The sequence below is a fragment of the Burkholderia sp. CpTa8-5 genome (assembly GCF_017815045.1).
Lineage (GTDB): Bacteria > Pseudomonadota > Gammaproteobacteria > Burkholderiales > Burkholderiaceae > Burkholderia > Burkholderia sola.
Genome location: NZ_JAGIQD010000006.1, coordinates 260,263 through 284,617, shown reverse-complemented (window position 1 = coordinate 284,617; position 24,355 = coordinate 260,263). Strand labels below are relative to the sequence as shown.

Genomic DNA, 24,355 nt, shown 5'->3' with positions numbered 1-24,355 from the left:
GCAGCTATGCAATCGACAAAGTCAAACACGACTTGACCGGCTAAATCAAGGGCGGCCCCCCGAGTCTCGCCGCGTCGCCGATCGGCGGCGACGACAGTCTGCTTCCATATTTTTGGCACGCCCCTTAAGTTTCAGTGTTGATTGTCGTTAAAGATATGCCCTCGCAGTGAGGCATATAGTCGACAGGATGACCAAGTGAAATCACTCTACTTCCTTATCGCACCGGTACTGGCCTCGGCGCTTGCGGGATGCGCCGTTGCGGTCGCTCCACAGTACGCGGAGCCAACAAGTGGCGATACCGCCTCGCTAACCTTCGCGAAGAGCGACCATTTCCTAGTTTTGCCCAGCATTTTCGGCAATGCATCGGAATGCATGGACCGAAATCGCCTGCCGGCGATACCTGACGATGGCGAGCTGACTCGAAAGGTGGTCGCAGGGCAGCCGCTCTCGATTTCACTTTTACGCGCCCAGGATTACTTCTCCGAAGCCTGTACTCGCATCGTGACGTTTACGCCGGTGTCGGGCCATCACTATACGGCCCTGATAAAAGGACACCGAAACGAGTGCCATGTCGAACTGTCAGATGGGGAAAGCTCGAGCGATGGATTGATGCACCAGCCTGTCCAGCATGTCGATCGAAAAATTCTCCGACCATTCCTCGAAAATGGCGCGTTCTGCACAGAGTGACGCGACGGCAGCCTTTTCCCTTTTACGCACTTAATATGCTGTGGCTAGATGGTCGGGCACCGCCTGGCCATCTGGCATTTTCACGCTGCTTCGATTCGACTCGCGCGATGCGCGCCCCGCCAAGATACAATGCGTAGCCGTGCACTCATCGAACCGGGTCCAACGCGTAGACGTGCGGGAGTCGGTTAGGATAGCCCCGATGCAAGACATAGCCGGAATGGGAGCGAACGGCATGTACACCAGGGAGAATCCTGTTGAACAGCCCGGCTTCCTCTCTCAATTCGGGCTTGCCGTAGGACAAGACCCAGGTCCACTCTTCGGAATCCTCGCATACAACCTCGTGAACCGAGTCTTGGCTGTTGTCATTCCCAAGCATGTTGCTTTCATTTGCCACCCGCGACCTGCAGTCATACAAGTCGAAGGACCTGCCTCCAACTATAGAGATGACTAGCTGACCCGCGGCCGGCGAAGCAATTTCTAACGTGCGTCCTAGCACTCCATTATCGCCGGAGGCCTCCGTCACAAGAAAGCGTCCCAGGAATTCGCCGGAAAAGTCGACGCCCGGGGTTGTATTTGTTACGCAGCCGCACAAGGACATAGTTGCTGCAAAACAAGTCGCTGCTAACGCCTGGCGCAGAAAGGACAGCTGCTTAGAATTCGTCGCTTTTCGATTCCTGGACCGGATTTCCATTACTGGCAAGCTGCTTCTCCTCTCTCTATTGTGGAAGTTTGTGCGCGGCGCCGACCGTGGTATCCGGCTGCTTCCAGATTCACATGTAGCGGTAGCATTCTTGCTGCGGCAATCACCGCTGAGCGTGATATCGGCGGCCCAGGGCGAAAATTGAGCGGCACTTGATGAGAAGCGCCATCGATCCGCGGCTCCTTTCATTGCAAACCACAATTTCCGTTGCCAGAAGGCTCAACCGTATGTAGCGAATTGGTGACTGTTGGGCCTTGAAAGCGGTCGCTAACGTCGCCGCGGCCTGAACGACGGCAACGAGTCGACTACAGCCGAACGCGTCGGGCGGCATCCGGCCAATATGCGTCGATCATGTGCGTAGGCACATTGACACGCGAGCGGCGAATCTATTCAAAGGTCGGTCATTGGACTACCATCTGTCCGTCATATTGCGACTTGGCGACGGCGCGATTAGTTAATTGGATCGACACGCAAAACAATACGGAATCCAACAATGAACGGACAGTGGCTTGGTATCAAGTATGGCTCCTCGGGACAGAGTCGTGATGGCAACCTCGTCATAAATCTGGACCGTGTTGGCGACAACTACGAAGGTTTTGCCTACAACTGGCCTCAGCAACCACCTTTCATATGCGGGGCAATCCCTATCCGTGTGCCCGCGAATCGAAACCCTTTCTTGGTTGAAAGCATTCCCTTGGTCTATACCGGGCAACTAGATGTTCCATTTCCATTCGTCGAAGCCAATGTCTATGCGTCACAGTTTCTCAAGTCGTCGCAAAGTGTCGCGCGACGGGTTTACTTGGAAGGCGACTGGAATTCTGAGCGAATACGGCTTTCATACACCACGGACGTCGGTGACGCGGGGCACGCGATAGTCCGTCGAATGGCGGCCGACGCACAAAGCCGGATCGTCGGCAAGCGGACGACATGGAACGAACTGAAAGCCGAGCTTCTGGGTACCCCATACCGTAAGGTTATTTTTCGGGGGCAGTCGAACGCTATCTGGCCTCTACGTTCGCTGTTTCATCGTGAGGGGCGCGCGAATCTGTACCGCTATACGGCGGAGGATGTGCCGATGATGCACAAGCGCCTCGGCGGTCTACTACCACAGGCAATGAATATCAATTTAAATGATGATCGAGGTGGATTCGTTCACTTATTACAGCATCATGGTTATCCTACTCCCTTGTTAGATTGGTCATTCTCGCCTTTCGTTGCTGCGTTCTTCGCGTTTAGATCTCACTGGCATGCGCCAAGTGTGAATGGTAAATATGCACGTATATTCAGATTCAGATTCGATGCGTGGATGAAATCGATCGAGCCCATATTGATGCTGGCAACTCCCCGAAACAACTTATCGTTCCTCGAATTCCCGACGCAGAACAATCCTCGAGTGATTCCGCAGCAGGCGCTGTCAGCCGTCACGAGCGTGGATGATGTGGAGAACTACGTGCAAACTCAGGAGCGATTGCTCGGCGAATCGTTCCTTGACGCGTTCGATATCCCCGTATCAGAAGTAGAAACGGTCATGGCTGATTTGCGATTAATGGGTGTTACTGCCGGGTCTCTCTTCCCCGGAATCGACGGCGCTTGTGAGGAAATGCGTGCATGGCGTTTCCCCTCGTCATAACAGAATTAAATTCAACGATCTCATAAATGATGGGGCGTCGTACATCGAAGTGTCTGGTTCATCTTGCGAATGGTCATTGACGGGATATCATACTGAGCGACCGCTTAGGGTCGCGTGCCGCCGGTCGCCGACAGGCAGAGCACGGCCAGGAGCGGACGGTCGGGTTAAGGGGGGGATTGTTATCGACGTTCGCGCTAATCCGGTGATGTAAGTATTTACGGCCCGTCGTATCGCTTAAGATAACCTCTCGCTATCGATCGATGGCGACGCTGAGTTGGCCGGCCCCGTTTCGGATGACGTACACGTGATAGGGGGCAGGCAACTCAGGTAGTAAAACCGGCTGGTCGTTCCAGTAATCGTCCTTGAAAAAGGTCGGTGACGAGTAATCGAAGCTGTAATTGCGAGAAATATCGAAGCTTGCTTCGCCAAGTTCCGGCGTAACGGCTATACCCCACACGTCCAGGCGTGGCCCTTCGCGTTTAGATTTATCGTGCGTCCTCCAGAAATCGGGGATCTGATTCCTGGAATAGTCTTCAGCAATGGCGATCGCATCTGGTATTGTGGCCCATATATTGGGCAAGATCTCATCGGTCTTGCCAACGCACTCCAAGCAATTCAGGCGATGGTGACATCTCACCCAGACCAACCTGCGCCCGATCTGATATTCGGACCGGAAGTGGCCTCTAACGTCGGAAAAGACGCCTAATGGCTGATTGTCCCTTAACTTCTCCATGCAGACATTTCTCCGTGGGTTCCACGCACCGCATCTTGCGGATGGAGCCAAGTGCCATGATAGCAAGCCGGCGTAGCATGCTCGAATGGCCGTTCGGGAGAATGCAGACCGTCCGCTTCGGGTCGGCAAGCGACGCCCACGAAAATTCACAAAGAACTTTTTGCCCGCCGCGTACGTTCCATCACGCGTTCTTCAACGCGACGTCCCTTCCTCCCCTTCCGGCGCCCCACCTTCCAGCCCCGCCAGCAGCTTCCCCAGCAGTTCCGACAACTGCGCCTGTTCCGCCGCCGACAACGCGGCCAGCACCTCGCGCTGGTTATCGATGTGCGCACCAACCGCCTCATCGATCAGCACCCGCCCCGCATCCGTCAGCGCGACGAGCGTGCCGCGCCCGTCGGCCGGGTTCGGCCGACGCTCGACCCACCCCGCCTTCTGCAGCCGGTCGATGCGCGCGGTCATCCCGCCCGACGACATCATCAGCGCGTCATACAGCGCGGTCGGCGTCAGCGCGAACGGCGCACCACTGCGCCGCAGCGTCGCGAGTACGTCGAATTCGCCCGGCTGCATGCCGTAGCGCGCGAACAGCGGATTGAGACGGTCCCGCGCGATCACGAGCGCGGCTTCCTGCAGCCGCCCCATCACCACCATCGACGTTGCGTCGATATCCGGACGCTCGGCGCGCCATTGCGCGAGCGCATGCTCGGCTCGATCCATTAACCCTCCTCGGCTCACCAGTTATCTTGACGTCAAGATAAATTGCCATATATCTTGATGTCGAGATACTTTACCGGAAAAACGCGCGGCGCCTCGCCGGCAGCCGCGCACCGATATCGAGGACCTTGCAATGAATCGCTTCACTTCTCCCGGATGGCGGCTCGCCGCGATCGTGCTCGTCGGGCTGAACCTGCGGCCGGCGCTCGCCGCGGTCGGCCCGTTGCTCGACATGATCCAGCGCGCGACGGGTATTGGCGACGGCGCGGCCAGCCTGCTGACGACGATCCCGATCCTGCTGATGGGCCTCGGCGCGCTGAGCGCGCGGCGGCTGCAGCGCATCACCGGGATCGCGGGCGGCGTGTGGCTCGGCGTCGCGTTGATCGGGCTGGCCTGCGCATCGCGCGTCGGGGCGCAGCACGCATGGCTGCTGCTCGCGAGCGCGTGCTGCGCGGGCGTCGGGATCGCGATGGTGCAGGCGTTGTTGCCCGGCTTCGTGAAGGCGCATTTCGCGACGCGCATCGGCGGCGCGATGGGCGTCTATTCGACGTCGATCATGGGCGGCGCGGTGCTCGCGAGCGTCGTCGCGCCGTTCGCCGCGGCGCGCTGGGGCTGGCTCGCCGCGCTCGCGGGCTGGGCGCTGCCGGCGGCGCTCGCCGCACTGGCGTGGCCGCTGGCCAGCCGCGGTGGCGACGCGCTGGCCGGCGGGCCGGCGTCGGTATCGAATGCACGGCCGTCGCGTTCGCCGCGCGCATGGCGGCTCGCGCTGTTCTTCGGCATCGCGACGGGCGCTTACACGCTCGTGCTCGCGTGGCTGCCGCCGTACTACATGCGGCTTGGCTGGTCGCCGACCGCGGCCGGCAGCCTGCTCGGTGGCGTGACGCTCGCGGAAGTCGTCGCGGGCCTGACCATTTCCGCGACGATCGACCGCCTGCCCGATCGCCGGCCCGCGCTGCATGCGGCGATCGCGTCGCTGTTCGTCGGCTTGCTGGTGATGCTGGCCGCGCCCGACGCGCTCGCGTTGCCGGCCGCGCTGCTGCTCGGCGCGGGGATCGGCGCGCTGTTTCCGCTGTCGTTGATCGTCACGGTTGACCATGCGGCGACGCCGGCCGATGCCGCGTCGCTGACGGGGTTCGTGCAGGGCGTCGGCTACCTGGTCGCAGGCTTGTTTCCGTTCGCGGCCGGCCTGGTGCGCCAGCATCTTGCGGATCTGACGCCCGCGTGGATCGCGATGGCGTGCCTCTGTATCGCGCTGTTCGCGCTGGCGGCAGGGTTTGCGCCGAAGCAGGTGCGACGCATGGCGCGGGCCTGAGCGACGCCGCGGGCCAGCGGCGCGGGCGCAGGTGCGTTCAGCCCCCGCTCGCGTACAGCGTCGAATCCGCGAACCCTTCGGCGTCGAGCACGCGCCCGATCAGGATCAGCGCGGTGCGCTCGATCTGCGTGCCCTGCACCTTGCCGACGATGTCGGCCAGCGTGCCCGTCACGCGTTCCTCGTCGGGCCAGCTCGCGCGATAGATCACCGCCACCGGGCAATCGGCGCCGTAATGCGGCAGCACTTCGTCGACGATACGCGCGAGATGGCGCACCCCGAGATGGATCGCAAGCGTCGCGCGATGCGCGGCGAGCGCGCCGAGCGCTTCGCCTTCCGGCATCGTCGTCTTGCCCGCGAAGCGCGTGAGGATCACCGTCTGCGCGACGCCGGGCAGCGTCAGCTCGACACCGAGCGTCGCCGCGCACGCGGCCGTGGCCGTCACGCCCGGCACGATTTCGTACGGAATCCCGAGCGCTTTCAGGCGGCGGATCTGCTCACCGATCGCGCCGTACAGCGACGGGTCGCCCGAATGCACGCGCGCGACGTCCTGCCCTTTCGCGTGCGCGGCGGCGAGCAGCGCGACGATCGCATCGAGGTCGAGCTCGGCCGTGTTGACGACCTGCTCCGCGCAATGACCGTCGAGCACGGCGGCCGGCACGAGCGAACCCGCATACAGGATCACCGGGCACATGCGCACGAGGCGCTGGCCCTTCACCGTGATCAGCTCCGGGTCGCCGGGGCCCGCGCCGATGAAGTACACCGTCATCGAAAATTCTCCGTCAATTCGTGGGGTGACCGCTGCGTCGCGTCAGGCGCGCGCGGCCGGATCGAGTGCGTCGATGAGCGCCGTGACCGAGTCGAACGCGCGGTCGGCATCGGGCAGCGGCGGCCGACGCAGCATCACGACCGGCAGCCTGCGTTCGCGCGCGACGTCGAGCTTGGCCTCGGTGGCCGCGCCGCCACTGTTCTTGCTGACGACGACGTCGATGCCGGCCAGCGCGAACAGTGCGCGCTCGCCGTCGGGCGTGAACGGCCCGCGCGCGGCGATGACCTGCGCGCGGGCGTTGCCGGGGTGCGCATCGAGGCAGCGCACGAGCCAGAACTGGTGCGGCGGGATCGCGTCGAGATGCGCGAGCGGCTCGCGGCCGAGCGTGAACAGCGGACGCCTGAACGGCGCGAGCGCGGCCTCGATGCCGGCCCAGTCGTCGACCATCCGCCAGTCGTCGCCCGGTTGCGGCGTCCACGGCGCGCGGCGCAGCGCCCATAGCGGCACGCCCGCGTCGCGCGTCGCCGCCGCGGCGTTCGCGCTGATTTGCGCGGCATACGGATGCGTGGCGTCGATCACGAGGCCGATGCCGGCGTCGCGAAGATACGCGGTCAGCCCGGCTGCGCCGCCGAAACCGCCGACGCGCACGTCGCAGCGCAAATCGTCGGGCGTCTTGCCGAGGCCGGCGAGACTATAGACATGATGTGGGCCGAGCGCGCGCGCGATTTTCAGTGCATCGCCGGTGCCGCCGAGCAGCAGGATGCGCGGGCTCATCGCGCCTCCCCGACGAAGCGGCCCTGTCGGTCGATCGCGAACATTTCGACCGCGACCGACGGCGGCACGATGTCGCGTGCGACCCGCAGCGCATGCGCGCAGACGAGGTCGCCGAGCGGCACGCCGTCGGCCTGCGCGAGCTTCAACGCTTCCTGGCTCGTGTTCGCGGCGCGCATCGCGGCCTGCAGCGCATCGCTCGCGCCGGCTTGCGCCGCCCACTGCGCGAGCAGCGGCAGATCGATGCTCGAATGGCGGCTGTGCAGGTCGAGATGGCCGGCCGCGAGCTTGCTGAGCTTGCCGAAGCCGCCGCACATCGAAAGGCGCGCGACCGGCGCGCGCCGCAGGTGCTTGAGCACCGCGCCCGCGAAATCGCCCATCTCGATCAGCGCCATGTCGGGCAGACGGTAGTACGCGCGCATCGCATCCTCGCTCGCGTTGCCGGTGCACGCGGCGATGTGCGCGATGCCGTTCGCCCGCGCGACGTCGATGCCCTGATGAATCGATGCGATATAGGCCGAACACGAAAATGGCCGCACGATGCCGGTCGTGCCGAGGATCGACAGCCCGCCGACGATGCCCAGGCGCGGGTTCATCGTCTTCAGCGCGAGCGCCTCGCCGCCTTCGACGCCGATCGTCACGTCGAAACCGCCCGTATAGCCGTGCTCGGCGGCGAGCGCTTCGAGGTGCGTGGTCATCATCTGGCGCGGCACCGGGTTGATCGCCGGTTCGCCGACCGGCAGCGTGAGCCCCGCGCGCGTGACCGTGCCGACGCCCGGCCCGGCATGAAAGCGCACGCCGGGCGCTGCCGCGAGCGCGACGCGCGCGAAGATCAGCGCGCCGTGCGTGACGTCCGGATCGTCGCCGGCATCCTTGATCGTGCCGGCTTCGGCGCCGTCGGCCGTGACGCGGCAGAATTCGAGCCGCATCATCACGCGCTGTCCCTTCGGCAGCACGATCTCGACCGCGTCGTCCGCGTGACCGGCGAGCAGCAGCCGCGCGGCCGCGAGCGACGTCGCGGTCGCGCAACTGCCGGTCGTGTAGCCGAAGCGCAGCGGCGCGGGCTGTTCGGGGGTTTCGTCGCGCATCACGCGTCCGCTGGGTTCGACGGGTTCGCCCTATTCGACGAACCTGCCGCGTCGGCCGCGTCTGTCGCGTCGGGCTTGCGCCCGTCGTACAGCGTGACCGGCAGCGGCTGCCGCCACGTGTCGAAGCGGCCGAGCGGTTCGGCGTGCGCGAGCGACACGCGCGTGAGCGTGCCGCCGTGCGCATCGCGCCACGCGGCGAGCGCCATCTCGCCTTGCAGCGTGACCGCGTTCGCGACCAGCCGTCCGCCGGGTTTCAGCGACGCCCAGCACGTGTCGAGCACGCCGGGCGCCGTCGCGCCGCCGCCGATGAAGATCGCGTCGGGCGCGGCGAGCCCCGCGAGCGCATCGGGCGCACGGCCCGCGACGAGTTGCAGGCCCGGCACGCCGAGCGTATCGCGGTTGTGTTCGATGAAGCGCTGCCGCTCCGCATGCGCTTCGATCGCGATCGCCTGGCAGGATGGATGCGCGCGCATCCATTCGATGCCGATCGAGCCGCTGCCGGCGCCGACGTCCCACATCAGTTCGCCGGCCGCGGGCGCGAGGCGCCCGAGCGTCATCGCGCGCAGGTCGCGCTTGGTGAGCTGGCCGTCGTGGCGGTACGCGTCGTCGGGCAGGCCGGGCGTGAGCGCGCGGCGCGGCGCGTCGGGGCCCGCCCGGCAGTCGAGCGCGACGAGATTGAGTGCGGCGGTTTCGTCGATGTTCCAGTCGTGCGCGAGGCCGTCGATCCGCCGTTCGAGCGGGCCGCCCAGATGTTCGAACACGCTGATGCGCGTCGGCCCGAAGCCGCGGGCGACGAGTTCGGCCGCGACCGCGGCCGGCGTACGGCCGTCGGCGCTCAGCACGAACAGCCGCCGGCCCGGCAGCAGGTGGCGGCCCAGCGTCGCGAGCGGACGCCCGACGAGCGAGACCGCGCCGACGTCCTGCAGCGCCCAGCCGAGCCGCGCGGCCGCGAGCGACAGCGACGACGGCGCGGGCAGCACGCGCCATTCGTCGGGGGAAAGCGCGCGGGCGAGCGTCGCGCCGACGCCGAACAGCATCGGGTCGCCGCTTGCGAGCACGCACACGGGCGCGCCGCGGCGCGCGAGCAGCGCCGACAGGTCGAACGGCGACGGCCATGCTTCGCGCGCGGCGCGCAGCCGGGCGGGCAGCATGTCGAGATGCCGTTTCGCGCCGACCACGTGCGTCGCATCGAGCAGCGCGCGCCGCGCGTGGCGTCCGAGCCCCGCGTAACCGTCGTCGCCGATGCCCACTACCGTCAGCCACGCCGTCATGCACCCTTCCCCATCGTTCGATTCCATCGTGTCGCCGCGCGGCCGTGAAAGCGCCGGTGCCGCCGTCCGCGTTGCAAAAAACGGCATGGTACCGTGTTCCACCCGGCGTTTCATCTGCCGGCTCGCCCGCTCCCGACCGTTGCCCGCTTCGCCGGCCTCGAACGGCCGGCCGGTCGCGAATCGCGGCCGAAATCGGGTATCCTACGGCCGTTCGTTCGCCGGTGCCCTTCGGGGCCGAAGAGGGAACACAGGGCGCACCGCGCGCCGCTGTGGCTGCCCCCGCAACTGTAGACAGCGAGCCGATCTCCCCCTCATGCCACTGGTTTCACCGGGAAGGCCGGGAGGCGGCGCCGACCTGTCAGCCAGGAGACCTGCCGGCCAGAAAGTGCGTGCGTGCCAGTCGGCGTCGGGCGGGGTGTACCGATGCGTTGGCCGTGGCGCCACACTGTTCCGGTATCCCGTTGAATTCCGCCCCCGATTCGATTCCTGCGTCGCCCATCGTGCGCCCGTCGGCTTGCCCGGGGCTCGTGCGCGTGGTCGCGGCCGCCGACGGCGGGCTGTGCCGGATCAAGCTGCCGGGCGGCCGGCTCGACACGCGCCAGGCGCGTGCGATCGCCGCCGCCGCGCGCCTGCACGGCTCCGGCGAGATCGATGCGACCAATCGCGCGAATCTCCAGTTGCGCGGCATTCGCGACGGTGCGTCCGATGCGCTCGCGCGCGCGCTGCTCGAAGCAGGGCTCGGCCCGCGCACAAGCGCCGGCAACACCGCCATCGATGCGGCCGCGCTCGCGGCGAGCGACGACGTTCGCAACGTGATGCTGAGCCCGCTCGCCGGGCACGATCCGGCCGCGCTCGTCGATAGCCGTGCGCTCGCCATACCGCTGCTCGACATGCTCGCGAGCGAGCCGCGCCGCGGCGAACTGTCGCCGAAATTCTCGATCCAGCTCGACGGCGGCGAAGCGGTCGCGGCGCTCGATCATCCGCACGACGTCTGGCTCGCCGCGTGGCGTCGCGGCGACGGCGCGGTACGTCTCGCGGCGGGGCTGGCCGGCTGCCCTCCGGTTGCGCACGACGACCGGCCCGCGTCGGTCGACGTGTCGATCGATCAGGGCGTCGCACTGGTCCGCGCACTGCTGCTCGCGTTCCTCGATCTCGCGCCGGCCGACGTCACGCGGATGCGCGCGTTGCTGTCGATGTGCGGCGAACGCATGCTGCTCGAGCGCGCGCAACACTATCTGCCGTTCCCGCTCGCGGCCGATCCGACGCTCGCCGGCTGGCGGCGCACGCCCGCGGACGCCGCGTTGCGTTTCGGCGCATACCCGTCGCGCGACGCGGCACGCTGCAGCATCGGCGCGCAATTCGCGCTCGGGCGGCTTGACGCGGCGCAACTGGAGCGGCTCGCCGCGCTGGCCGAAGCCGACGGCGACGGCACGCTGTCGATGACGCCGTGGCAAGGCGTGTTCATGCACGGCGTATCGAACCAACACGCGGCTGCGACGCGCGAAGCACTCGCGTCGCTCGGCCTCGTGTGCGCGGCGTCCGACCCGCTGGCGACGCTCGTCGCCTGCACCGGCAGCGCGGGCTGCGCGAAAGCGCACGCCGACACGAAACGCGACGCGCTTGCACTCGCCGCGCGCATCGGCCATCCGCTCGACGTGCATCTGACCGGTTGCGAACGCCACTGCGCGCTGCCGCACGCTGCCGTGCATACGCTCGTCGCGGTGGCGCCCGAACGCTACGACCTTTATCGGCGCGACGCGGCCGCGGGCCTCGGCGCCCTGCTCGCGCGCCGTCTGACGATTGACCAGGCCGCGGTCCGCCTCATGGACGCGCGGCACAGCCAGGACACCACCGATGCTTGACTACATTCGCGACGGGCAGGAAATCTACCGTCAGTCGTTCGCGACGATCCGCGCCGAGGCCGACCTGTCGCAGGTGCCGCCCGATCTCGAGAAACTCGCGGTACGCGTGATCCATGCGAGCGGAATGGTCGACGTCGTGTACGACCTGCGTTTTTCCGCCGGCGCCGGCACGGCCGGCCGCACCGCGCTCGCGGCCGGCGCACCGATCCTGTGCGACGCGAGGATGGTCGCCGAAGGCATCACGCGCGCGCGGCTGCCCGCGGCCAACCGCGTGATCTGCACGCTCGGCGAGCCGCAGGTGCCCGATCTCGCGCAACGCCTCGGCAACACGCGCTCGGCCGCCGCGCTCGAACTGTGGCGTCCGCATCTCGCGGGCAGCGTCGTCGTGATCGGCAATGCGCCGACCGCGCTGTTCCACCTGCTCGACATGATCGACGCCGGCGCGCCGCGCCCCGCGCTGATCGTCGGTTTCCCGGTCGGCTTCATCGGCGCGGCCGAATCGAAGGCGGCGCTCGACGCCGACAGCCGCGGCGTGCCGTACGTCACGCTGCTCGGCCGGCGCGGCGGCAGCGCGATGGCCGCCGCCGCGGTGAATGCGCTCGCGACGGAGGTCGAATGACGCGCGCGCGCGGACGGCTGTTCGGGGTCGGGGTCGGCCCCGGCGATCCGGAACTGATGACGATCAAGGCGCTACGCGTGCTGCAGGCGGCGCCCGTGGTCGCGTATTTCGTCGCGAAGGGCAAGAAAGGCAACGCGTACGGCATCGTCGAAGCGCACCTGCTCGACGGACAGACGCAACTGCCCCTCGTCTATCCGGTGACGACCGAGGCGCTGCCGCCGCCGCTGTGCTACGAGACGGTGATCGCCGATTTCTACGACACCGCGGCCGAGATCGTCGCCGCGCACCTCGATGCAGGCCGCGACGTCGCGGTAATCTGCGAAGGCGACCCGTTCTTCTACGGCTCGTACATGTACCTGCACGACCGTCTCGCGCCGCGCTACGACACCGAGGTGATCCCGGGCGTGTGCGCGATGCTCGGCGGCACGGCCGTGCTCGGCCAGCCGCTCGTCTATCGCAACCAGAGCCTGTCGGTGCTGTCGGGCGTGCTGCCCGAGCACGAACTGCGCGAGCGGCTCGCGCGGGCCGACGCGGCCGTCGTGATGAAGCTCGGCCGCAATTTCGACAAGGTGCGGCGCGTGCTCGACGAACTCGGGCTCGCGAAGCGCGCGCTCTACGTCGAGCGCGCGACGATGGCGAACCAGCGCATCGTGCCGCTCGACGAAGTCGATCCGATGGCGTCGCCGTATTTCTCGCTGCTCGTCGTGCCGGGGGAAAAATGGCAAGGATGACGACGCCGCCCGCGATCGTGATCCTCGGCGCGGGCGCGCTCGATACCGCGCAGCGTATCCAGGCGCGTTATCCGGGTGCCCTCGTGCACGGTCTCGCGTCGCGCGTCGAGGCCGACGTGCCGTTCGACGAACTCGGCCCTCACCTGCGCGAACTCTATGCGCGAGGCTTGCCGATCGTCGCGCTGTGCGCGGCCGGCATCGTGATCCGCTGCCTCGCGCCCGCGCTCGCCGACAAGGGCGTCGAGCCGCCGGTGCTCGCGGTCGCGGAGGACGGCTCGGCCGTCGTGCCGCTGCTCGGCGGGCTGACGGGCGTCAACGTGATCGCGCGCGAAATCGCCGAATGCGTCGGCGTCGCGCCCGCGATCACGACGAGCGGCGAACTACGCTTCGGCGCGTGCGTGCTCAATCCGCCGGAAGGCTATGCGCTCGCCGATCTCGCGCAGGGCAAGCGCTTCGTCTCCGACCTGCTCGCGGGCGCGTCGATGCGCATCGACGGCGCCGCGCCGTGGCTCGACGACGTCGCGCTGCCGCGCGATGCCGCGGCCGCGCACGCGATTCGCGTGACGCCCGATGCGTGGCGCGGCGCGCGCGACGAACTCGTGATTCATCCGCGCAGCGTGGTGGTCGGCGTCGCCGCGAATGCCGCGCATGCCGGCGAAGCGCTTGCTGCGCGCATCGAAGCCCTGCTCGACGCACAGGGCCTCGCGCGGCTGGCGCTCGCGGCCCTCGTCGCGCCCGCATCGGCGATCGGCGAACCCGCACTGGAAGAAGCGGCGAACACGCTCGACGTGCCGCTGCGTTTCGTCGATAGCGATAGTGACCGCGACGCGCCCGCCGACGCCACCACGCTGCTCGGCCGCGCATTACGCGTCGCCCACACGCTACGTGAAGAATCGAACGGCCTCGCGTGCGCGATCGCATCGCACCTGGTCGATCCGGCCACGCTCGGCCGCGCACGCGGCCGCCTGACGGTGCTCGGCCTCGGCCCGGGCGGCGCCGCCTGGCTCACGCCGGCCGCACGCGCGGCGCTCGCGGATTCGACCGACATCCTCGGCTATACCACCTACGTGAACATGGCCGGCCCGTTTCGGGCCGACCAGCGCGTGCACGGCACCGACAATCGCGAGGAAATGCAGCGTGCGCGCCATGCGTTCGAACTGGCGGCCGAGGGCCGGCGCGTCGCGGTCGTGTCGTCGGGCGACCCCGGCGTATTCGCGATGGCCGCGGCCGTGCTCGAAGCGCTCGATGAAGCCCGAGACCCGCAATGGGCCGCGGTCGACCTGCGCGTGGAGCCCGGCATCTCGGCGTCGCTCGCGACGGCCGCGCAGGCCGGCGCACCGCTCGGCCACGATTTCTGCGCGATCTCGCTGTCGGACAACCTGAAGCCGTGGGACGTGATCGAGACGCGCCTGCGGCACGCGGCGCAAGCCGATCTCGTGATGGCGTTCTACAACCCGATCTCGCGCGCGCGGCCGTGGCAGCTCGACCGTGCGCTCGATATCGTGCGCGTGCATCGCGCGGCCGACACGGTGGTCGTGCTCGGCCGCGACATCGGGCGGCCGGGCGCGACGCTTTCGACCACGACCCTCGGCGCGCTGCGCAGCGACCAGGTCGACATGCGCACGATGGTGATCGTCGGCTCGTCGACGACGCGGCGCTTCGCGATCGGCAACGCACGCGAATGGGTCTATACGCCGCGCTGGTATCGTTGAACGCCGCTGCGCCCGCCGGGTTGCGCATACCGCATCCCGGCGGGGTTCGCACGAATGTGAATGCGCATGCGAGCGAGCCGTTGATCCGCATGCCGGTTCGCTGGAACCGGTCCATCCGCGCGGCGGCGCGCGATCGATCGGAAAAAGTGCCCTCCGCGCGTTTCGATATTCGACCGAATCGGCAAGTTCGTTACGTATCGGAAATCGAATAACAAAAAGAAGAACACCTAAGTTTCCTATTCGACGCGAATCCTCGAAGATAGGCACGCCGCCGGCGGGACATGTGCGTTGCCCCCCGGCGACGATACGCAGGCCAGCGTATCCCTCTTCCACTTGGAGAACACAGAATGAACAACAATGTGTTGCCGCGTTTCATTCCGCGTGGGTTTGCCGCGGGTTGTCTGCTCGCGATGGCGAGCGTGTCGCACGGTGCCGGCGTCTATGCGCCGTATGTCGACGTGACGCTTTATCCAACGCCGTTGGTCGATCAGATCGGCGTGCGCCAGGGCATCCAGCAGTTCACGCTCGCATTCGTGGTCGCGGGCACCGGCTGCGTGCCGTCGTGGGGCGGCGTGCAGCCGATCGGCAACGGCGCGAGCGGCGGGCTGCTGACCGCGCTGTCCACGTCGATCGCGAGCTACCGCGCGAAAGGCGGCGAAGTCGCGGTGTCGTTCGGCGGCGCGAACGGCACGCCGCTGATGCAGGCGTGCTCGACGGTTCCCGCGCTGAAGACCGCGTACCAGACGGTGATCGACACGTACGGCCTCACGCATATCGACTTCGACATCGAGGGCGCGTCGCAGCAGGACACGGCGGCGGTCACGCGCAACTTCCAGGCGGTCGCGCAGTTGCAAGCCGACTATGCGGCGAAGGGCAAGCCGCTGCACGTGACGCTGACGCTGCCGACGATGCCGACCGGGCTCACGCAGGACGGCGTGAACGTCGTCAACGCGGCCATCGCGAACAAGACCACGTTCGACGCGGTCAACGTGATGGCGATGGATTACGGCCCCGCGAACATCGACATGGGCGCCGCCGCGATCAGCGCCGCGCAGGCGCTCTATTCGCAGCTCGACACCGCGTTCAAGTCGGCCGGCCAGCCGAAGACCAACGCGCAGCTGTGGCAGATGGTCGGCGTCACGCCGATGATCGGCGTCAACGACGTGCAGGGCGAAACCTTCACGCTCGCGAATGCGCAGACCGTGCTGAACGCGGCCGTCGCGAACGGCTACGGTTTCTTCGGCAACTGGTCGGTCGGCCGCGATCAGGCGTGCCCGTCGGGCGGCGCGTATGCGTCGCCGACCTGCTCCGGCGTCGCGCAGCAGCCGTACGCATTCGCGACGATCTTCAAGAAGCTCGACGGCAAGTGGGGCGCGGGCGTCACGCAGGATCCGAACTACGGCGGCGGCTCGGACGGCGGCACGCCGCAGCCGGGCGCACCGTGGGCGGCCGGCCAGGTCTATACGGCCGGCGCGACGGTCACCTACCAGGGCACCACGTATCAGGCGCAGTGGTGGACGCAGGGCGACGTGCCGGGCCAGGCGGCCGTGTGGAAGCCGATAAGCGGCGGCACGCCCGCGTGGTCGGCGACGACCGCGTATCAGGGCGGCACGTGCGTGACGTATCAGGGCGCGAAGTATTGCGCGAAATGGTGGACGCAGGGCGACAACCCGAGCGCGGGCGGCGTGTGGGTGAAGTCGTGACGGTGCGACACGCTCGCGCGTGACGTGCGGCGGGCCGCTTCCGGCGTGGCGGGACCGCACGCCGGCGACGGCCCGTTGCCCGCGCCGTCGCGCGCCGCTGCCCTACCCGCGCGCGTGCTCGGCCTGCAGCCGCGCCTTCGCGTCGACGAGCAGCGCCGCATGCGTGTCGCGATGCTGGCGGATCCGCTCGGTCGGCCCGACGACCGACAGCCCGTACCAGTCGCCGTCGAGCGTCAGCGCGACCGCGATCGCCGATAGCTCCGGCGCACTCTCGCCGAAATTCTCGGCCCAGCCGAGTTCGCGAAACCGCGCGGTCTGCGCGACGAGCGCCGGGAGGTCGGCCACCGTCGCGTCGGTAAAGCGTTCGAACGGCAGTTGCGCGCCGAGCGCCTGCTGCGCATCGCTCGCGAGTTCCGCGAAAATCGCCTTGCCGATCGAGTTCGCATGCAGCGGCCGCAGCTCGCCCGGCTGACGCGTATAGCGGATCGCCTGTTCCGATTCGACGACGTCGAGATACGTGACCGACGCACCCTGGATCTTGCCGAGCACCGCCGTTTCGCGGCTCGCGTCGCGCAGCGCGACGAGGTGCGGATGCACGATGTCGACGACCGGATCGGTCGCGTCGATCGCGGCGGCGACCGTCTGCAGGCGTCGCGTCGGATAGTAGCCGCCGCGCTTGCGCACTTCGTACAGATAGCCGCGGCTCACGAGCGTGCGCGCCATCGCGAGGCAACTCGACGCCGGCACATTGAGCAGGCGCGCGAGTTCGGTGAGCGGCAGCGGCCGCCGTTCGGCGGCGAACAGCTCGAACAGGTCGAGCGTGCGGGCAACGAGTTTGACGTCCATGACGAGCGCTTGATTCGGAACGGGAAACCGCGCGCCGGGCGGGCCGCCGGGTCGCTACGGTCAGTATGACTTCGGCAGCCCGAGCACCTTCTCCGCGATGTAGCACAGGATCAGTTGCGGACTCACGGGCGCGAGCCTCGGAATCATACACTCGCGCAGATAGCGCTCGACGTGATATTCCTTCGCGTACCCCATCCCGCCGTGCGTCGCGATCGCCGTCTGGCACGCGTGGAACGCGGCTTCCGCGCCGAGGTATTTGGCCGCGTTCGCCTCCGCGCCGCACGACTGGCCCGCGTCGTAGCGCGTCGCGGCCTTCATCACCATCAGCCACGCGGCCTCGAGCTGCATCCACGCCTGCGCGAGCGGATGCTGGATCGACTGGTTCTGCCCGATCGGCCGGCCGAACACGACGCGCTCGCACGCATACTGCGTCGCGCGGCGCAGCGCGGCCTGCCCGAGGCCGATCGCCTCGGCCGCGATCAGGATCCGTTCGGGGTTCAGCCCGTGCAGCAGATAGCGGAAGCCGTCGCCTTCGTGGCCGATCAGGTCGTCGCGCGACACGCGCAGGTTGTCGATGAACAGCATGTTCGAATCGACCGCCTTGCGGCCCATCTTCTCGATCTCGCGCACTTCGACATGCGAACGGTCGAGGTCGGTATAGAACAGGCTCAGCCCGTCGGTCGGCTTCGCGACCTGGTCGAGCGGCGTCGTGCGCGCGATGATCAGCATCTTGTTCGCGACCTGCGCAGTCGAGATCCAGATCTTGCGTCCGCTCAGCACGTAGTGATCGCCGTCGCGGCGCGCCTGCGTGCTCAGGTGCGTGGTGTCGAGCCCCGCATCGGGTTCCGTTACTGCGAAACACGCCTTGTCGTGGCCGGCGATCAGCGGCGGCAGGAAGCGCGCCTTCTGCGCGTCGTTGCCGAACACCTGCACCGGGTTCAGCCCGAAGATGTTCATGTGGACGGCCGACGCGCCGGACAGCCCTGCGCCCGACGCGCTGATCGTGCGCATCATCAGCGCCGCCTCTGTCATCCCGAGCCCGGCGCCGCCGTAGGCCGGGTCCATTGCGATGCCGAGCCAGCCGGCGTCGGCGAGCGCCGCGTGGAAATCGGCGGGAAACCCGCCGGCGCGATCGCGTTCGAGCCAGTAGTCGTCGCCGAAGCGTTCGCAGATTTTCTCGATCGCGCTTTCGATCGCGCGCTGGTCGTCGGTCAGGTCGAACTGCATGGACTGCTCTCCCGGAAAGCGTGAACGGCCGCGCCGCTCACAATGGAAACAGGCCCGTCGCGACCGCGGCGAAGACCATCAGCACGGTGGCGGCGAACAGGAACGGAATCGTGAATTTCTGGTGCTCGGCGAGCTCGACGCCGGTCAGGCCGACGATCAGGAACGTCGCGGGCGTGAGCGGGCTCACCGGAAAGCCCGTCGTCATCTGGCCGAGCAATGCGGCCTGCGCCATCTGGATCGGCGGCACGCCGAGCAGCTTGCCGCTCTCCGCGAGCACCGGCAGCACACCGAAGTAGAACGAGTCGGGATCGAACAGCAGGCTGAGCGGCATCGACAGCAGCCCGAGCACGAACGGCATGTGGCGCGCATGCTCGACGGGCACGTGCGCGACGACGACCTCGGCCATCGCCTTCAGCATCCCTGTGCCGGACATGATGCCGGTGAACGCGCCGGCCGCGAGCAGCACGCTCGCCATCATCAGTGCGGCCTTCGCATGCGCGTCGATCCGCTCGCGCTGTGCCTGGACGTCCGGATAGTTGATCACCAGCGCGGCGACCGTGCCGAGCATGAACATCACCATCGGGTCGACGATGCCCGACACCAGCGTGCCGAGCACGACGAGCGTGAGCGCGACGTTGATCCCGAAGCGTCCCGGGCGGCGCAACGCGCGTTCGGCGTCGGTCAGCTCGCGCGGCGCGATCGCGAGCGCGGCCGCGCCGGCGCGGTCGAGCCCGAGCCGTTTCGCCTCGCGCACGCCGAGCACGTACGCGGTGCCGAACACGAACACGAGCCCGACGATCTGCACCGGGATCATCGGCGTGAAGATTGCCGAACCGGGAATGTGCAGCGCGGCCGACGCGCGCAGCATCGGGCCGACCCACGGCAGGAAGTTGACGCCGGCCGCCATCGACGCGACGCACGCGAGGATACGGCGATCCATCCCGAGCCGCGTATAGAGCGGCATCATCGCGGGCAGCGTGACGAGAAACGTGACCGCGCCCGAGCCGTCGAGATGGATCAGCAGCGCGAGCAGCGCCGAGCCCATCACGATGCGCGGCGGATGGCAGCCGATCACGCGCAGCACGCCCGCGATGATCGGGGCGAGCATCCCCGCATCGGTGAGGATTCCGAAAAATAGAATCGCAAAAACGAACATCCCGGCGATCGGGCCGATGTTCTGTATGCCGTGCACGACGAACTTGCCGGTCTGCAGTCCGAAACCGGCCGCGAGCGACGCGGCCACCGGCACGACGATCAGCGCGACGAGCGGCGACAGCCGCTTCGTGATGATCAGGCCGAACAGCGCGACGATGGCGACCGCGCCGATCCATGCGAGCATGATGCGTCTCCTCTTCAGCCGGCGCGCATCGACGGGCGTGTCGATGCGCGGGCCGACGTGATGTCCGAATGTGGGTGTGCGCGGCGCGCGGCCGTGCGCCGCTGTGCGGCACGGCCGACGCCGCGATGCCGGTCAGGTGCGGCGGTGGTCGTCGTTGCCGTTGTCGTCCTCGAACACCTGCGCCGCATGTTCGTTCAGCGCGGGCGGCGGCCGCCGGTACGTGGCCGGCGTGCGGCCGAGCTTGATCGGCGACGCGATGCCGCGGTGCCGGCCCAGCTCGACCTTCATCTGCCGGTGCGCGACATGCGGATGGTCGAGCGCCGCGTCGAGCCCGAGCACGGGCGCGCACGGCACGCCGCGGCGCATCAGGTGCTCGGCGAGCGTCGCGCCGTCGTGCGCGGCCAGCGCCGTTTCGAGCAGCGTGCGCAGCGCGGCGCGGTGCTGGCTGCGCGCGCGGTTGTCCGCGAAACGCGGATCGTCGAGCCAGTCGCGCGTGCCGAGCACGTCGCACAGCGCGGCGAACTGCCCGTTGTTGCCGACCGCCAGGAAGATGTCGGCGCCCGCCGTCGGAAAGCTGTCGTACGGCGTGATGTTCGGATGCGCGTTACCGGTGCGCACGGGCGCGTTGCCAGAATGAAAGAAATTCGGCGTATGCGGATGGAGGATCGACAGCGCGCAGTCGAACAGCGTCGATTCGACGAACTGGCCGCGCCCGCTCGCATCGCGCTCGCGCAGCGCCATCAGCACGCCGAGCGCCGCGTTCAGCCCCGTGACGAGATCGACGATCGGCACGCCGACGCGCAGCGGCGCACCGCCGGCTTCGCCGTTGACGCTCATCAGCCCGGCCAGCGCCTGCACGGCCGCGTCGTAGCCCGGCAGCCCGCCGAGCGGGCCGTCCGCGCCGAAACCCGACACGCGGCAATACACGAGGCGCGGAAACCGCGCATGCAGCGCGTCGAACCCGAGCCCCCAGCGCTCCATCGTGCCGATCTTGAAGTTCTCGACCAGCGCGTCCGCGCGTTCGAGCAGCCCGAGCAGCCGCTCGCGATCGGCCGGCTGCGTCAGGTCGAGCGCGATGCCGAGCTTGTTGCGGTTCACGCCGAGGAAATACGACGCGGTGTCGCCGTCGAACGGCGGGCCCCACGTGCGCGTCTCGTCGCCGGACGGCGGCTCGACCTTGATCACCTCCGCGCCGTGGTCGGCGAGGATCTGGGTCGCGTACGGGCCGCCCAGCACCCGCGACAGATCGATGATGCGCAATCCCGCCAGCGCGCCCTGCTGCTCGTGTTCCGCCATGCGTCTCGCTCCTGGTTCCGGTCGATCGGACTGCCGGTTCCGGTGGCCGGGCGCTTGCGCGCGGCTTCTCCGGATTCGACGAATAATTCTTGTGCGTGAATTTATATTCACACCGGAGAATTATGTTGTCAAGCCCGGAGGGACCCGGCTGCCGCGCGGATCGCGTCGTCGCGCGCAAGCGGGAACGACGCCGAACGCAGGCCGGTTGCGGTGACGCCCCGCCGTTCGCTAAGCTGACGGACCACGTTCATCCCGAACGACACGAGACGGAATCTCCATGAAACGATTGTGGCTGGCGGCCTTCGTGCTGGCGTCGACGCTGGGCGTCGCGCATGCGCAGAACCAGACTTTCCATTTCGGCGAAGGGCAAACCGGGATGCCGGGCGCCGCGCCGCATGCCGCCGCGCCGGCGGCCCGGCCCGCGCCCGCACGTCGGCACGTGACCGCGCCGTCGCCCCATCACCGGCGTGCGGTTCACAAGCGCCGCCATTCGCGCCACACGAAGCCGACGCGCAGCGGGATATACACGCACGCGTGAGCTTTCGTCCATTCCGCCGTGCGACCGCGGTGCACGGAACTGTCACGAACGGCCGGTAACATCGGCGCGGCGGCTTGCACGCCGTCGCCGCCTGCTGTCGGACGACGGCCGCAGGCGTGAACTTCTCTCCACGATTCAGCACCTGTCTTGCCAAAACATGAGCACCGGGCCGGATACCCTCGCCGTCATCAAGGAACGCGCCACGATCGTGTGCCGCCAGCGCAGCAGCGTGCTGCTGGTCGCGCGCACCACGGCGCGCTGGTCGCTGCCGGGCGGCACGATCCGGCGCGGCGAGACGCCGCTCGAAGCCGCGCGGCGGGAACTCGCGGAGGAAACCCGGCTCGAGGGACTCGCGCTCGACTACGCGGTGCAGTTCGGCGGGCTGACGAAGTTGCATCACGTGTTCGTGGCCGACGTGCCGGCGCACCTGATGCCGCGCGCGAGCAACGAGATCGCCCACTGCAAGTGGTTCGCGGTCGACCGGCTCGACGCGCTGCGAGCGAGCGTGCCGACACGCCAGATCATCGAGCTGCTGCGGCTCGACTGTTTTCTGCGTTCGTGAGCGAACCGCTTCGCTAAGGTCGATGCCGGCTCAGGCTTGGGCACGGCTCGCGGCGATTACGCGCGCAGGAATGGGCCAGCCTTGCGTTCGAGCAGCGCGATGAGTTCGGGCTGCATGAACGCGTAGCGGTCGGGGATATCGAGGCAGACGATCTTCCGGTGCTTCAGATGCGCACCGAATTGCGCCGACAGTCGCGCTTTGTGCGCGCGCTCCATCACGAACACGATGTCCGCCCAATCGAGCTGCTCGGCGGACAACCGCACGTCCGCGTCGGGCGCGAGGCCCGCGGAGTCGGTTTCGACGCCCGGCCACGCGGCGAACACCGCTTCGGCCGTCGGGCTGCGTAGCCGGTTGCGGCTGCAGATGAACAGAGCATGTGCCATGTCGCTTCGCGGCCGCCCGGAGGCCGGCTCAACCCTGCGGAATCGTGCCCGGCCGCACGTAGGCGAGCATGTGCGGCACGTAATCGGCCTTGCCGAGTTCGACGCCGTGATGGCGCAGGATCGCGTACGCGGCGATCGCGTGAAAGTAGAACTGCGGCAGCGCCCAGTCGCGCGCGTACTGTTCGCCGGTCATGTCGAACGCGACCCCGTTCGGCATCTCGAGCGAGATCGGCAGCGCTGCGCCGCCATCGAGCGCATCCGGTGCGAGTTCGCCGAGAAAGGCGAGCGTGCCGGAGATGAGCGCCTGCGCATCGGCCGGCGAGCCAGGTTGCGCATCGGCATTCCAGCCCGCCTCGCGCAACGCGAGCAATGCCGCCGGCAGCGGTTCGCCGCGCAGCCGGTGCACCGGCTCCATCGCCTGGAAACACGAGAAGCGCACCTGCGCGGCGAGCGGATACATGTCGGGCGCGAGCCTCAGCGTCATCGCCGCGTCGGGTTCGTCACCGGCGGCCTGCCGGTGGGCGACGGCCTTGTCGAGCCACGCTGACTGGGCGCGCAGCATCTGGGTGTAGGTCGGAACGAGAAGTTGGGTCGGTGACACGCGTGCGCTCCTGTGCTGAGGGTTCGCGCCACACGATAGCAGCGTCGGCGCGAACCTGCATCCCGGCCGGGCGCAGACGGGCGCAAACGCATGCCGTTACGGCTTGCCGTGCCGCGCGAGGAACCGGTCGAACTGCGACGCGAACGTCTTGCCGTCGCGCGCGCTGAACGGCGCCGGCCCGCCGGTGTCGATGCCCGCGCTGCGCAACTGGTCCATCATCGCGCGCGTCGACAGGCGCTCCTCGATGTTCTCGCGGCTGAACCAGTTGCCGCGCGGGTCGAGCGCGTGCGCGCCCTTGTCGAGCACGGCGGCGGCCAGCGGGATGTCGGCGGTGATCACGAGGTCGCCGGGTTCCGCCAGCTCGACGATGCGCGCGTCGGCCACGTCGAAGCCGGCCGGCACCTGCACGGCCTTGATGAACGGCGACGGCGGCGTACGCAGAAACTGGTTCGCGACCAGCGTCACGTGGATTTCGGCGCGACGCGCGGCGCGAAACAGCATGTCCTTGATGACGGCGGGACATGCGTCGGCATCGACCAGTACTTGCATGGCGGGAGTGTCCAGTGGGCAGAAGCGCAAACGCCGATCATAGCGCACCGCCGGCCGGCCATCAGCCGGCGAGATCCGTGCGAAGCGCGTCGGCCGTCATCCATCGCGCGCCCCACGCCGCGGCGAGCCGCGCGCCCTGCCCGATTCGCACGGCCGCATCGTCGAAGTCGACGAACACGACGTGATCGGCCGCCGCGGGTCTGGCCGGCATCTCGCGCGTGCGGCCGTCGGACAGCACCCACAGCCAACGCTGCTTGCCGGGCTCGCGGCGAGCGGCGCGGGCAAGCAACTGCGCGGCGGTCGCGACACCGTCCGCGAGCGGCGTGCCGCCGCCGCCGTCGACCGGCTCGAGCCAGCGCGCGTTCCACCAGCGCGGTACGGCCGGGCCGAAGCGCCGCGCGGCGCCGTTGCCGCCGAAGCAGATCAACGCGGTTTCGACGCGTGCGCGCGCAGCCTGATCGAAATACGCGACGATCAGCCCCTTCGCGAGCGCGAGCCGCTCATGCGACAACATCGACGCCGAACAGTCGAGCACGAAGCAATGTAGCGCGTGCGGCGTGCCCGCGCGTTTCCCGTAGCGCAGATGATCGCGATGCAGCGGGCCGCCGCGTTTCGCGGCGAGCGTCGCCGGCCACGCGACGGCCGTGCCGGCGCGCGCCGTGCCCGGCACGCGCGCGGCGGCGCCTGTCTGCCATCGAGGACCGCGAATCGCGTTCGC

At 68.0% G+C, this 24,355-nt stretch carries 24 protein-coding genes and 1 riboswitch; of the genes, 10 read left to right on the top strand and 14 right to left on the bottom strand.

The window, feature by feature from the left end; genetic code table 11:
* The first annotated feature begins 195 nt into the window (after positions 1-195).
* Positions 196-687, top strand: coding sequence for a hypothetical protein (locus J8I35_RS12625; protein ID WP_209925633.1), 492 nt, complete (start codon positions 196-198; stop codon positions 685-687).
* Between the two features lie 1,193 nt (positions 688-1,880).
* Positions 1,881-3,017, top strand: a complete 1,137-nt coding sequence (locus J8I35_RS12620; protein WP_209925631.1) for an FRG domain-containing protein — start codon at positions 1,881-1,883, stop codon at positions 3,015-3,017.
* A gap of 250 nt (positions 3,018-3,267) precedes the next feature.
* On the opposite strand, the gene J8I35_RS12615 is transcribed toward J8I35_RS12620, so the two are convergent.
* Positions 3,268-3,750, bottom strand: a complete 483-nt coding sequence (locus tag J8I35_RS12615; protein WP_209925629.1) for a hypothetical protein — start codon at positions 3,748-3,750, stop codon at positions 3,268-3,270.
* A gap of 192 nt (positions 3,751-3,942) precedes the next feature.
* Positions 3,943-4,464, bottom strand: a complete 522-nt coding sequence (locus J8I35_RS12610; protein WP_209925628.1) for a MarR family transcriptional regulator — start codon at positions 4,462-4,464, stop codon at positions 3,943-3,945.
* A gap of 130 nt (positions 4,465-4,594) precedes the next feature.
* On the opposite strand from J8I35_RS12610, the gene J8I35_RS12605 reads away from it, so the two are divergent.
* Complete coding sequence (locus J8I35_RS12605) at positions 4,595-5,773, top strand: MFS transporter (protein WP_209925626.1); 1,179 nt, start codon at positions 4,595-4,597, stop codon at positions 5,771-5,773.
* A gap of 37 nt (positions 5,774-5,810) precedes the next feature.
* On the opposite strand, the gene cobM is transcribed toward J8I35_RS12605, so the two are convergent.
* From cobM to cbiE, 4 genes are read right to left on the bottom strand one after another with little or no spacing between them, the layout of a single operon-like run.
* The gene (gene cobM, locus J8I35_RS12600; RefSeq protein WP_050012649.1) at positions 5,811-6,539 is read right to left on the bottom strand and encodes a precorrin-4 C(11)-methyltransferase; all 729 of its coding nucleotides are present in this window, start codon (positions 6,537-6,539) and stop codon (positions 5,811-5,813) included.
* 42 nt (positions 6,540-6,581) lie between these two features.
* Positions 6,582-7,313, bottom strand: a complete 732-nt coding sequence (locus tag J8I35_RS12595) for a cobalt-precorrin-6A reductase (RefSeq protein WP_089488440.1) — start codon at positions 7,311-7,313, stop codon at positions 6,582-6,584.
* On the bottom strand, positions 7,310-8,398 hold the full coding sequence (locus J8I35_RS12590) for a cobalt-precorrin-5B (C(1))-methyltransferase (RefSeq protein ID WP_209925624.1): 1,089 nt from the start codon (positions 8,396-8,398) through the stop codon (positions 7,310-7,312). The genes J8I35_RS12595 and J8I35_RS12590 overlap by 4 nt, the downstream gene beginning before the upstream one ends.
* Positions 8,398-9,669 carry a precorrin-6y C5,15-methyltransferase (decarboxylating) subunit CbiE gene (gene cbiE, locus J8I35_RS12585; protein ID WP_209925690.1) on the bottom strand — a complete coding sequence of 424 codons (1,272 nt, stop codon included), beginning with the start codon at positions 9,667-9,669 and terminating at the stop codon, positions 8,398-8,400. Before cbiE ends, J8I35_RS12590 begins: the two co-directional genes overlap by 1 nt.
* 202 nt (positions 9,670-9,871) lie before the next feature.
* A riboswitch (cobalamin riboswitch) is annotated at positions 9,872-10,063 on the top strand.
* A gap of 106 nt (positions 10,064-10,169) precedes the next feature.
* Here cbiE and cobG point away from each other — a divergent pair.
* The 5 genes from cobG to J8I35_RS12560 all read left to right on the top strand — a co-directional run bounded on the left by cobG (position 10,170) and on the right by J8I35_RS12560 (position 16,296).
* A complete protein-coding gene (gene cobG / locus J8I35_RS12580; RefSeq protein WP_348522259.1) occupies positions 10,170-11,531 on the top strand; it encodes a precorrin-3B synthase in 1,362 nt (453 codons plus the stop codon).
* Entirely contained in the window at positions 11,524-12,150 is a 627-nt protein-coding gene (locus tag J8I35_RS12575; RefSeq protein ID WP_124593110.1) for a precorrin-8X methylmutase, read from the top strand. The genes cobG and J8I35_RS12575 overlap by 8 nt, the downstream gene beginning before the upstream one ends.
* Positions 12,147-12,881: a precorrin-2 C(20)-methyltransferase gene (locus J8I35_RS12570; protein WP_050012643.1), complete on the top strand. Its 735-nt coding sequence runs from the start codon at positions 12,147-12,149 to the stop codon at positions 12,879-12,881. The genes J8I35_RS12575 and J8I35_RS12570 overlap by 4 nt, the downstream gene beginning before the upstream one ends.
* Positions 12,878-14,593, top strand: a complete 1,716-nt coding sequence (cobJ, locus tag J8I35_RS12565) for a precorrin-3B C(17)-methyltransferase (protein WP_209925689.1) — start codon at positions 12,878-12,880, stop codon at positions 14,591-14,593. Before J8I35_RS12570 ends, cobJ begins: the two co-directional genes overlap by 4 nt.
* Positions 14,594-14,940: 347 nt before the next feature.
* Positions 14,941-16,296 carry a chitinase gene (locus tag J8I35_RS12560; RefSeq protein WP_209925620.1) on the top strand — a complete coding sequence of 452 codons (1,356 nt, stop codon included), beginning with the start codon at positions 14,941-14,943 and terminating at the stop codon, positions 16,294-16,296.
* Positions 16,297-16,398: 102 nt separating this feature from the next.
* On the opposite strand, the gene J8I35_RS12555 is transcribed toward J8I35_RS12560, so the two are convergent.
* From J8I35_RS12555 to J8I35_RS12540, 4 genes are all read right to left on the bottom strand, one after another.
* Positions 16,399-17,142, bottom strand: coding sequence for an IclR family transcriptional regulator (locus tag J8I35_RS12555; RefSeq protein ID WP_050012640.1), 744 nt, complete (start codon positions 17,140-17,142; stop codon positions 16,399-16,401).
* A gap of 60 nt (positions 17,143-17,202) precedes the next feature.
* Positions 17,203-18,369 (bottom strand): acyl-CoA dehydrogenase family protein, encoded by a 1,167-nt coding sequence (locus J8I35_RS12550; RefSeq protein ID WP_050012639.1) that lies wholly within the window; start codon positions 18,367-18,369, stop codon positions 17,203-17,205.
* A gap of 37 nt (positions 18,370-18,406) precedes the next feature.
* On the bottom strand, positions 18,407-19,708 hold the full coding sequence (locus J8I35_RS12545) for a citrate:proton symporter (RefSeq protein ID WP_209925619.1): 1,302 nt from the start codon (positions 19,706-19,708) through the stop codon (positions 18,407-18,409).
* 132 nt (positions 19,709-19,840) lie between these two features.
* Positions 19,841-21,004 (bottom strand): CoA transferase, encoded by a 1,164-nt coding sequence (locus J8I35_RS12540; protein WP_050012637.1) that lies wholly within the window; start codon positions 21,002-21,004, stop codon positions 19,841-19,843.
* A 277-nt stretch (positions 21,005-21,281) separates the two neighbouring features.
* On the opposite strand from J8I35_RS12540, the gene J8I35_RS12535 reads away from it, so the two are divergent.
* Complete coding sequence (locus tag J8I35_RS12535; protein ID WP_124652784.1) at positions 21,282-21,542, top strand: hypothetical protein; 261 nt, start codon at positions 21,282-21,284, stop codon at positions 21,540-21,542.
* Between the two features lie 157 nt (positions 21,543-21,699).
* Positions 21,700-22,104, top strand: coding sequence for an NUDIX hydrolase (locus J8I35_RS12530; RefSeq protein ID WP_209925617.1), 405 nt, complete (start codon positions 21,700-21,702; stop codon positions 22,102-22,104).
* Between the two features lie 56 nt (positions 22,105-22,160).
* Here the strand turns inward: J8I35_RS12530 and J8I35_RS12525 are convergent, their stop codons facing one another.
* The 4 genes from J8I35_RS12525 to J8I35_RS12510 form a co-directional block, all read right to left on the bottom strand.
* Positions 22,161-22,487 carry a low molecular weight protein tyrosine phosphatase family protein gene (locus J8I35_RS12525; protein WP_209925615.1) on the bottom strand — a complete coding sequence of 109 codons (327 nt, stop codon included), beginning with the start codon at positions 22,485-22,487 and terminating at the stop codon, positions 22,161-22,163.
* 28 nt (positions 22,488-22,515) lie between these two features.
* Positions 22,516-23,088 carry a DUF1993 domain-containing protein gene (locus tag J8I35_RS12520; RefSeq protein ID WP_209925613.1) on the bottom strand — a complete coding sequence of 191 codons (573 nt, stop codon included), beginning with the start codon at positions 23,086-23,088 and terminating at the stop codon, positions 22,516-22,518.
* Positions 23,089-23,184: 96 nt separating this feature from the next.
* On the bottom strand, positions 23,185-23,637 hold the full coding sequence (locus J8I35_RS12515) for a YaiI/YqxD family protein (protein WP_050012632.1): 453 nt from the start codon (positions 23,635-23,637) through the stop codon (positions 23,185-23,187).
* Positions 23,638-23,698: 61 nt separating this feature from the next.
* Positions 23,699-24,307 carry a VWA domain-containing protein gene (locus tag J8I35_RS12510; RefSeq protein ID WP_209925611.1) on the bottom strand — a complete coding sequence of 203 codons (609 nt, stop codon included), beginning with the start codon at positions 24,305-24,307 and terminating at the stop codon, positions 23,699-23,701.
* Between the last annotated feature and the right edge of the window lie 48 nt (positions 24,308-24,355).

Coding starts and splice junctions, on each gene's coding strand:
- cbiE (WP_209925690.1), bottom strand. CDS start 9,669: ATGACGGCGTGGCTGACGGTAGTGGGCATCGGCGACGACGGTTACGCG.
- J8I35_RS12545 (WP_209925619.1), bottom strand. CDS start 19,708: ATGCTCGCATGGATCGGCGCGGTCGCCATCGTCGCGCTGTTCGGCCTG.
- J8I35_RS12595 (WP_089488440.1), bottom strand. CDS start 7,313: ATGAGCCCGCGCATCCTGCTGCTCGGCGGCACCGGCGATGCACTGAAA.
- J8I35_RS12620 (WP_209925631.1), top strand. CDS start 1,881: ATGAACGGACAGTGGCTTGGTATCAAGTATGGCTCCTCGGGACAGAGT.
- J8I35_RS12555 (WP_050012640.1), bottom strand. CDS start 17,142: ATGGACGTCAAACTCGTTGCCCGCACGCTCGACCTGTTCGAGCTGTTC.
- J8I35_RS12560 (WP_209925620.1), top strand. CDS start 14,941: ATGAACAACAATGTGTTGCCGCGTTTCATTCCGCGTGGGTTTGCCGCG.
- J8I35_RS12605 (WP_209925626.1), top strand. CDS start 4,595: ATGAATCGCTTCACTTCTCCCGGATGGCGGCTCGCCGCGATCGTGCTC.
- J8I35_RS12540 (WP_050012637.1), bottom strand. CDS start 21,004: ATGGCGGAACACGAGCAGCAGGGCGCGCTGGCGGGATTGCGCATCATC.
- J8I35_RS12525 (WP_209925615.1), bottom strand. CDS start 22,487: ATGGCACATGCTCTGTTCATCTGCAGCCGCAACCGGCTACGCAGCCCG.
- J8I35_RS12590 (WP_209925624.1), bottom strand. CDS start 8,398: ATGCGCGACGAAACCCCCGAACAGCCCGCGCCGCTGCGCTTCGGCTAC.
- J8I35_RS12530 (WP_209925617.1), top strand. CDS start 21,700: ATGAGCACCGGGCCGGATACCCTCGCCGTCATCAAGGAACGCGCCACG.
- J8I35_RS12610 (WP_209925628.1), bottom strand. CDS start 4,464: ATGGATCGAGCCGAGCATGCGCTCGCGCAATGGCGCGCCGAGCGTCCG.
- J8I35_RS12550 (WP_050012639.1), bottom strand. CDS start 18,369: ATGCAGTTCGACCTGACCGACGACCAGCGCGCGATCGAAAGCGCGATC.
- J8I35_RS12535 (WP_124652784.1), top strand. CDS start 21,282: ATGAAACGATTGTGGCTGGCGGCCTTCGTGCTGGCGTCGACGCTGGGC.
- J8I35_RS12615 (WP_209925629.1), bottom strand. CDS start 3,750: ATGGAGAAGTTAAGGGACAATCAGCCATTAGGCGTCTTTTCCGACGTT.
- J8I35_RS12575 (WP_124593110.1), top strand. CDS start 11,524: ATGCTTGACTACATTCGCGACGGGCAGGAAATCTACCGTCAGTCGTTC.
- J8I35_RS12515 (WP_050012632.1), bottom strand. CDS start 23,637: ATGCAAGTACTGGTCGATGCCGACGCATGTCCCGCCGTCATCAAGGAC.
- cobM (WP_050012649.1), bottom strand. CDS start 6,539: ATGACGGTGTACTTCATCGGCGCGGGCCCCGGCGACCCGGAGCTGATC.
- cobJ (WP_209925689.1), top strand. CDS start 12,878: ATGACGACGCCGCCCGCGATCGTGATCCTCGGCGCGGGCGCGCTCGAT.
- J8I35_RS12570 (WP_050012643.1), top strand. CDS start 12,147: ATGACGCGCGCGCGCGGACGGCTGTTCGGGGTCGGGGTCGGCCCCGGC.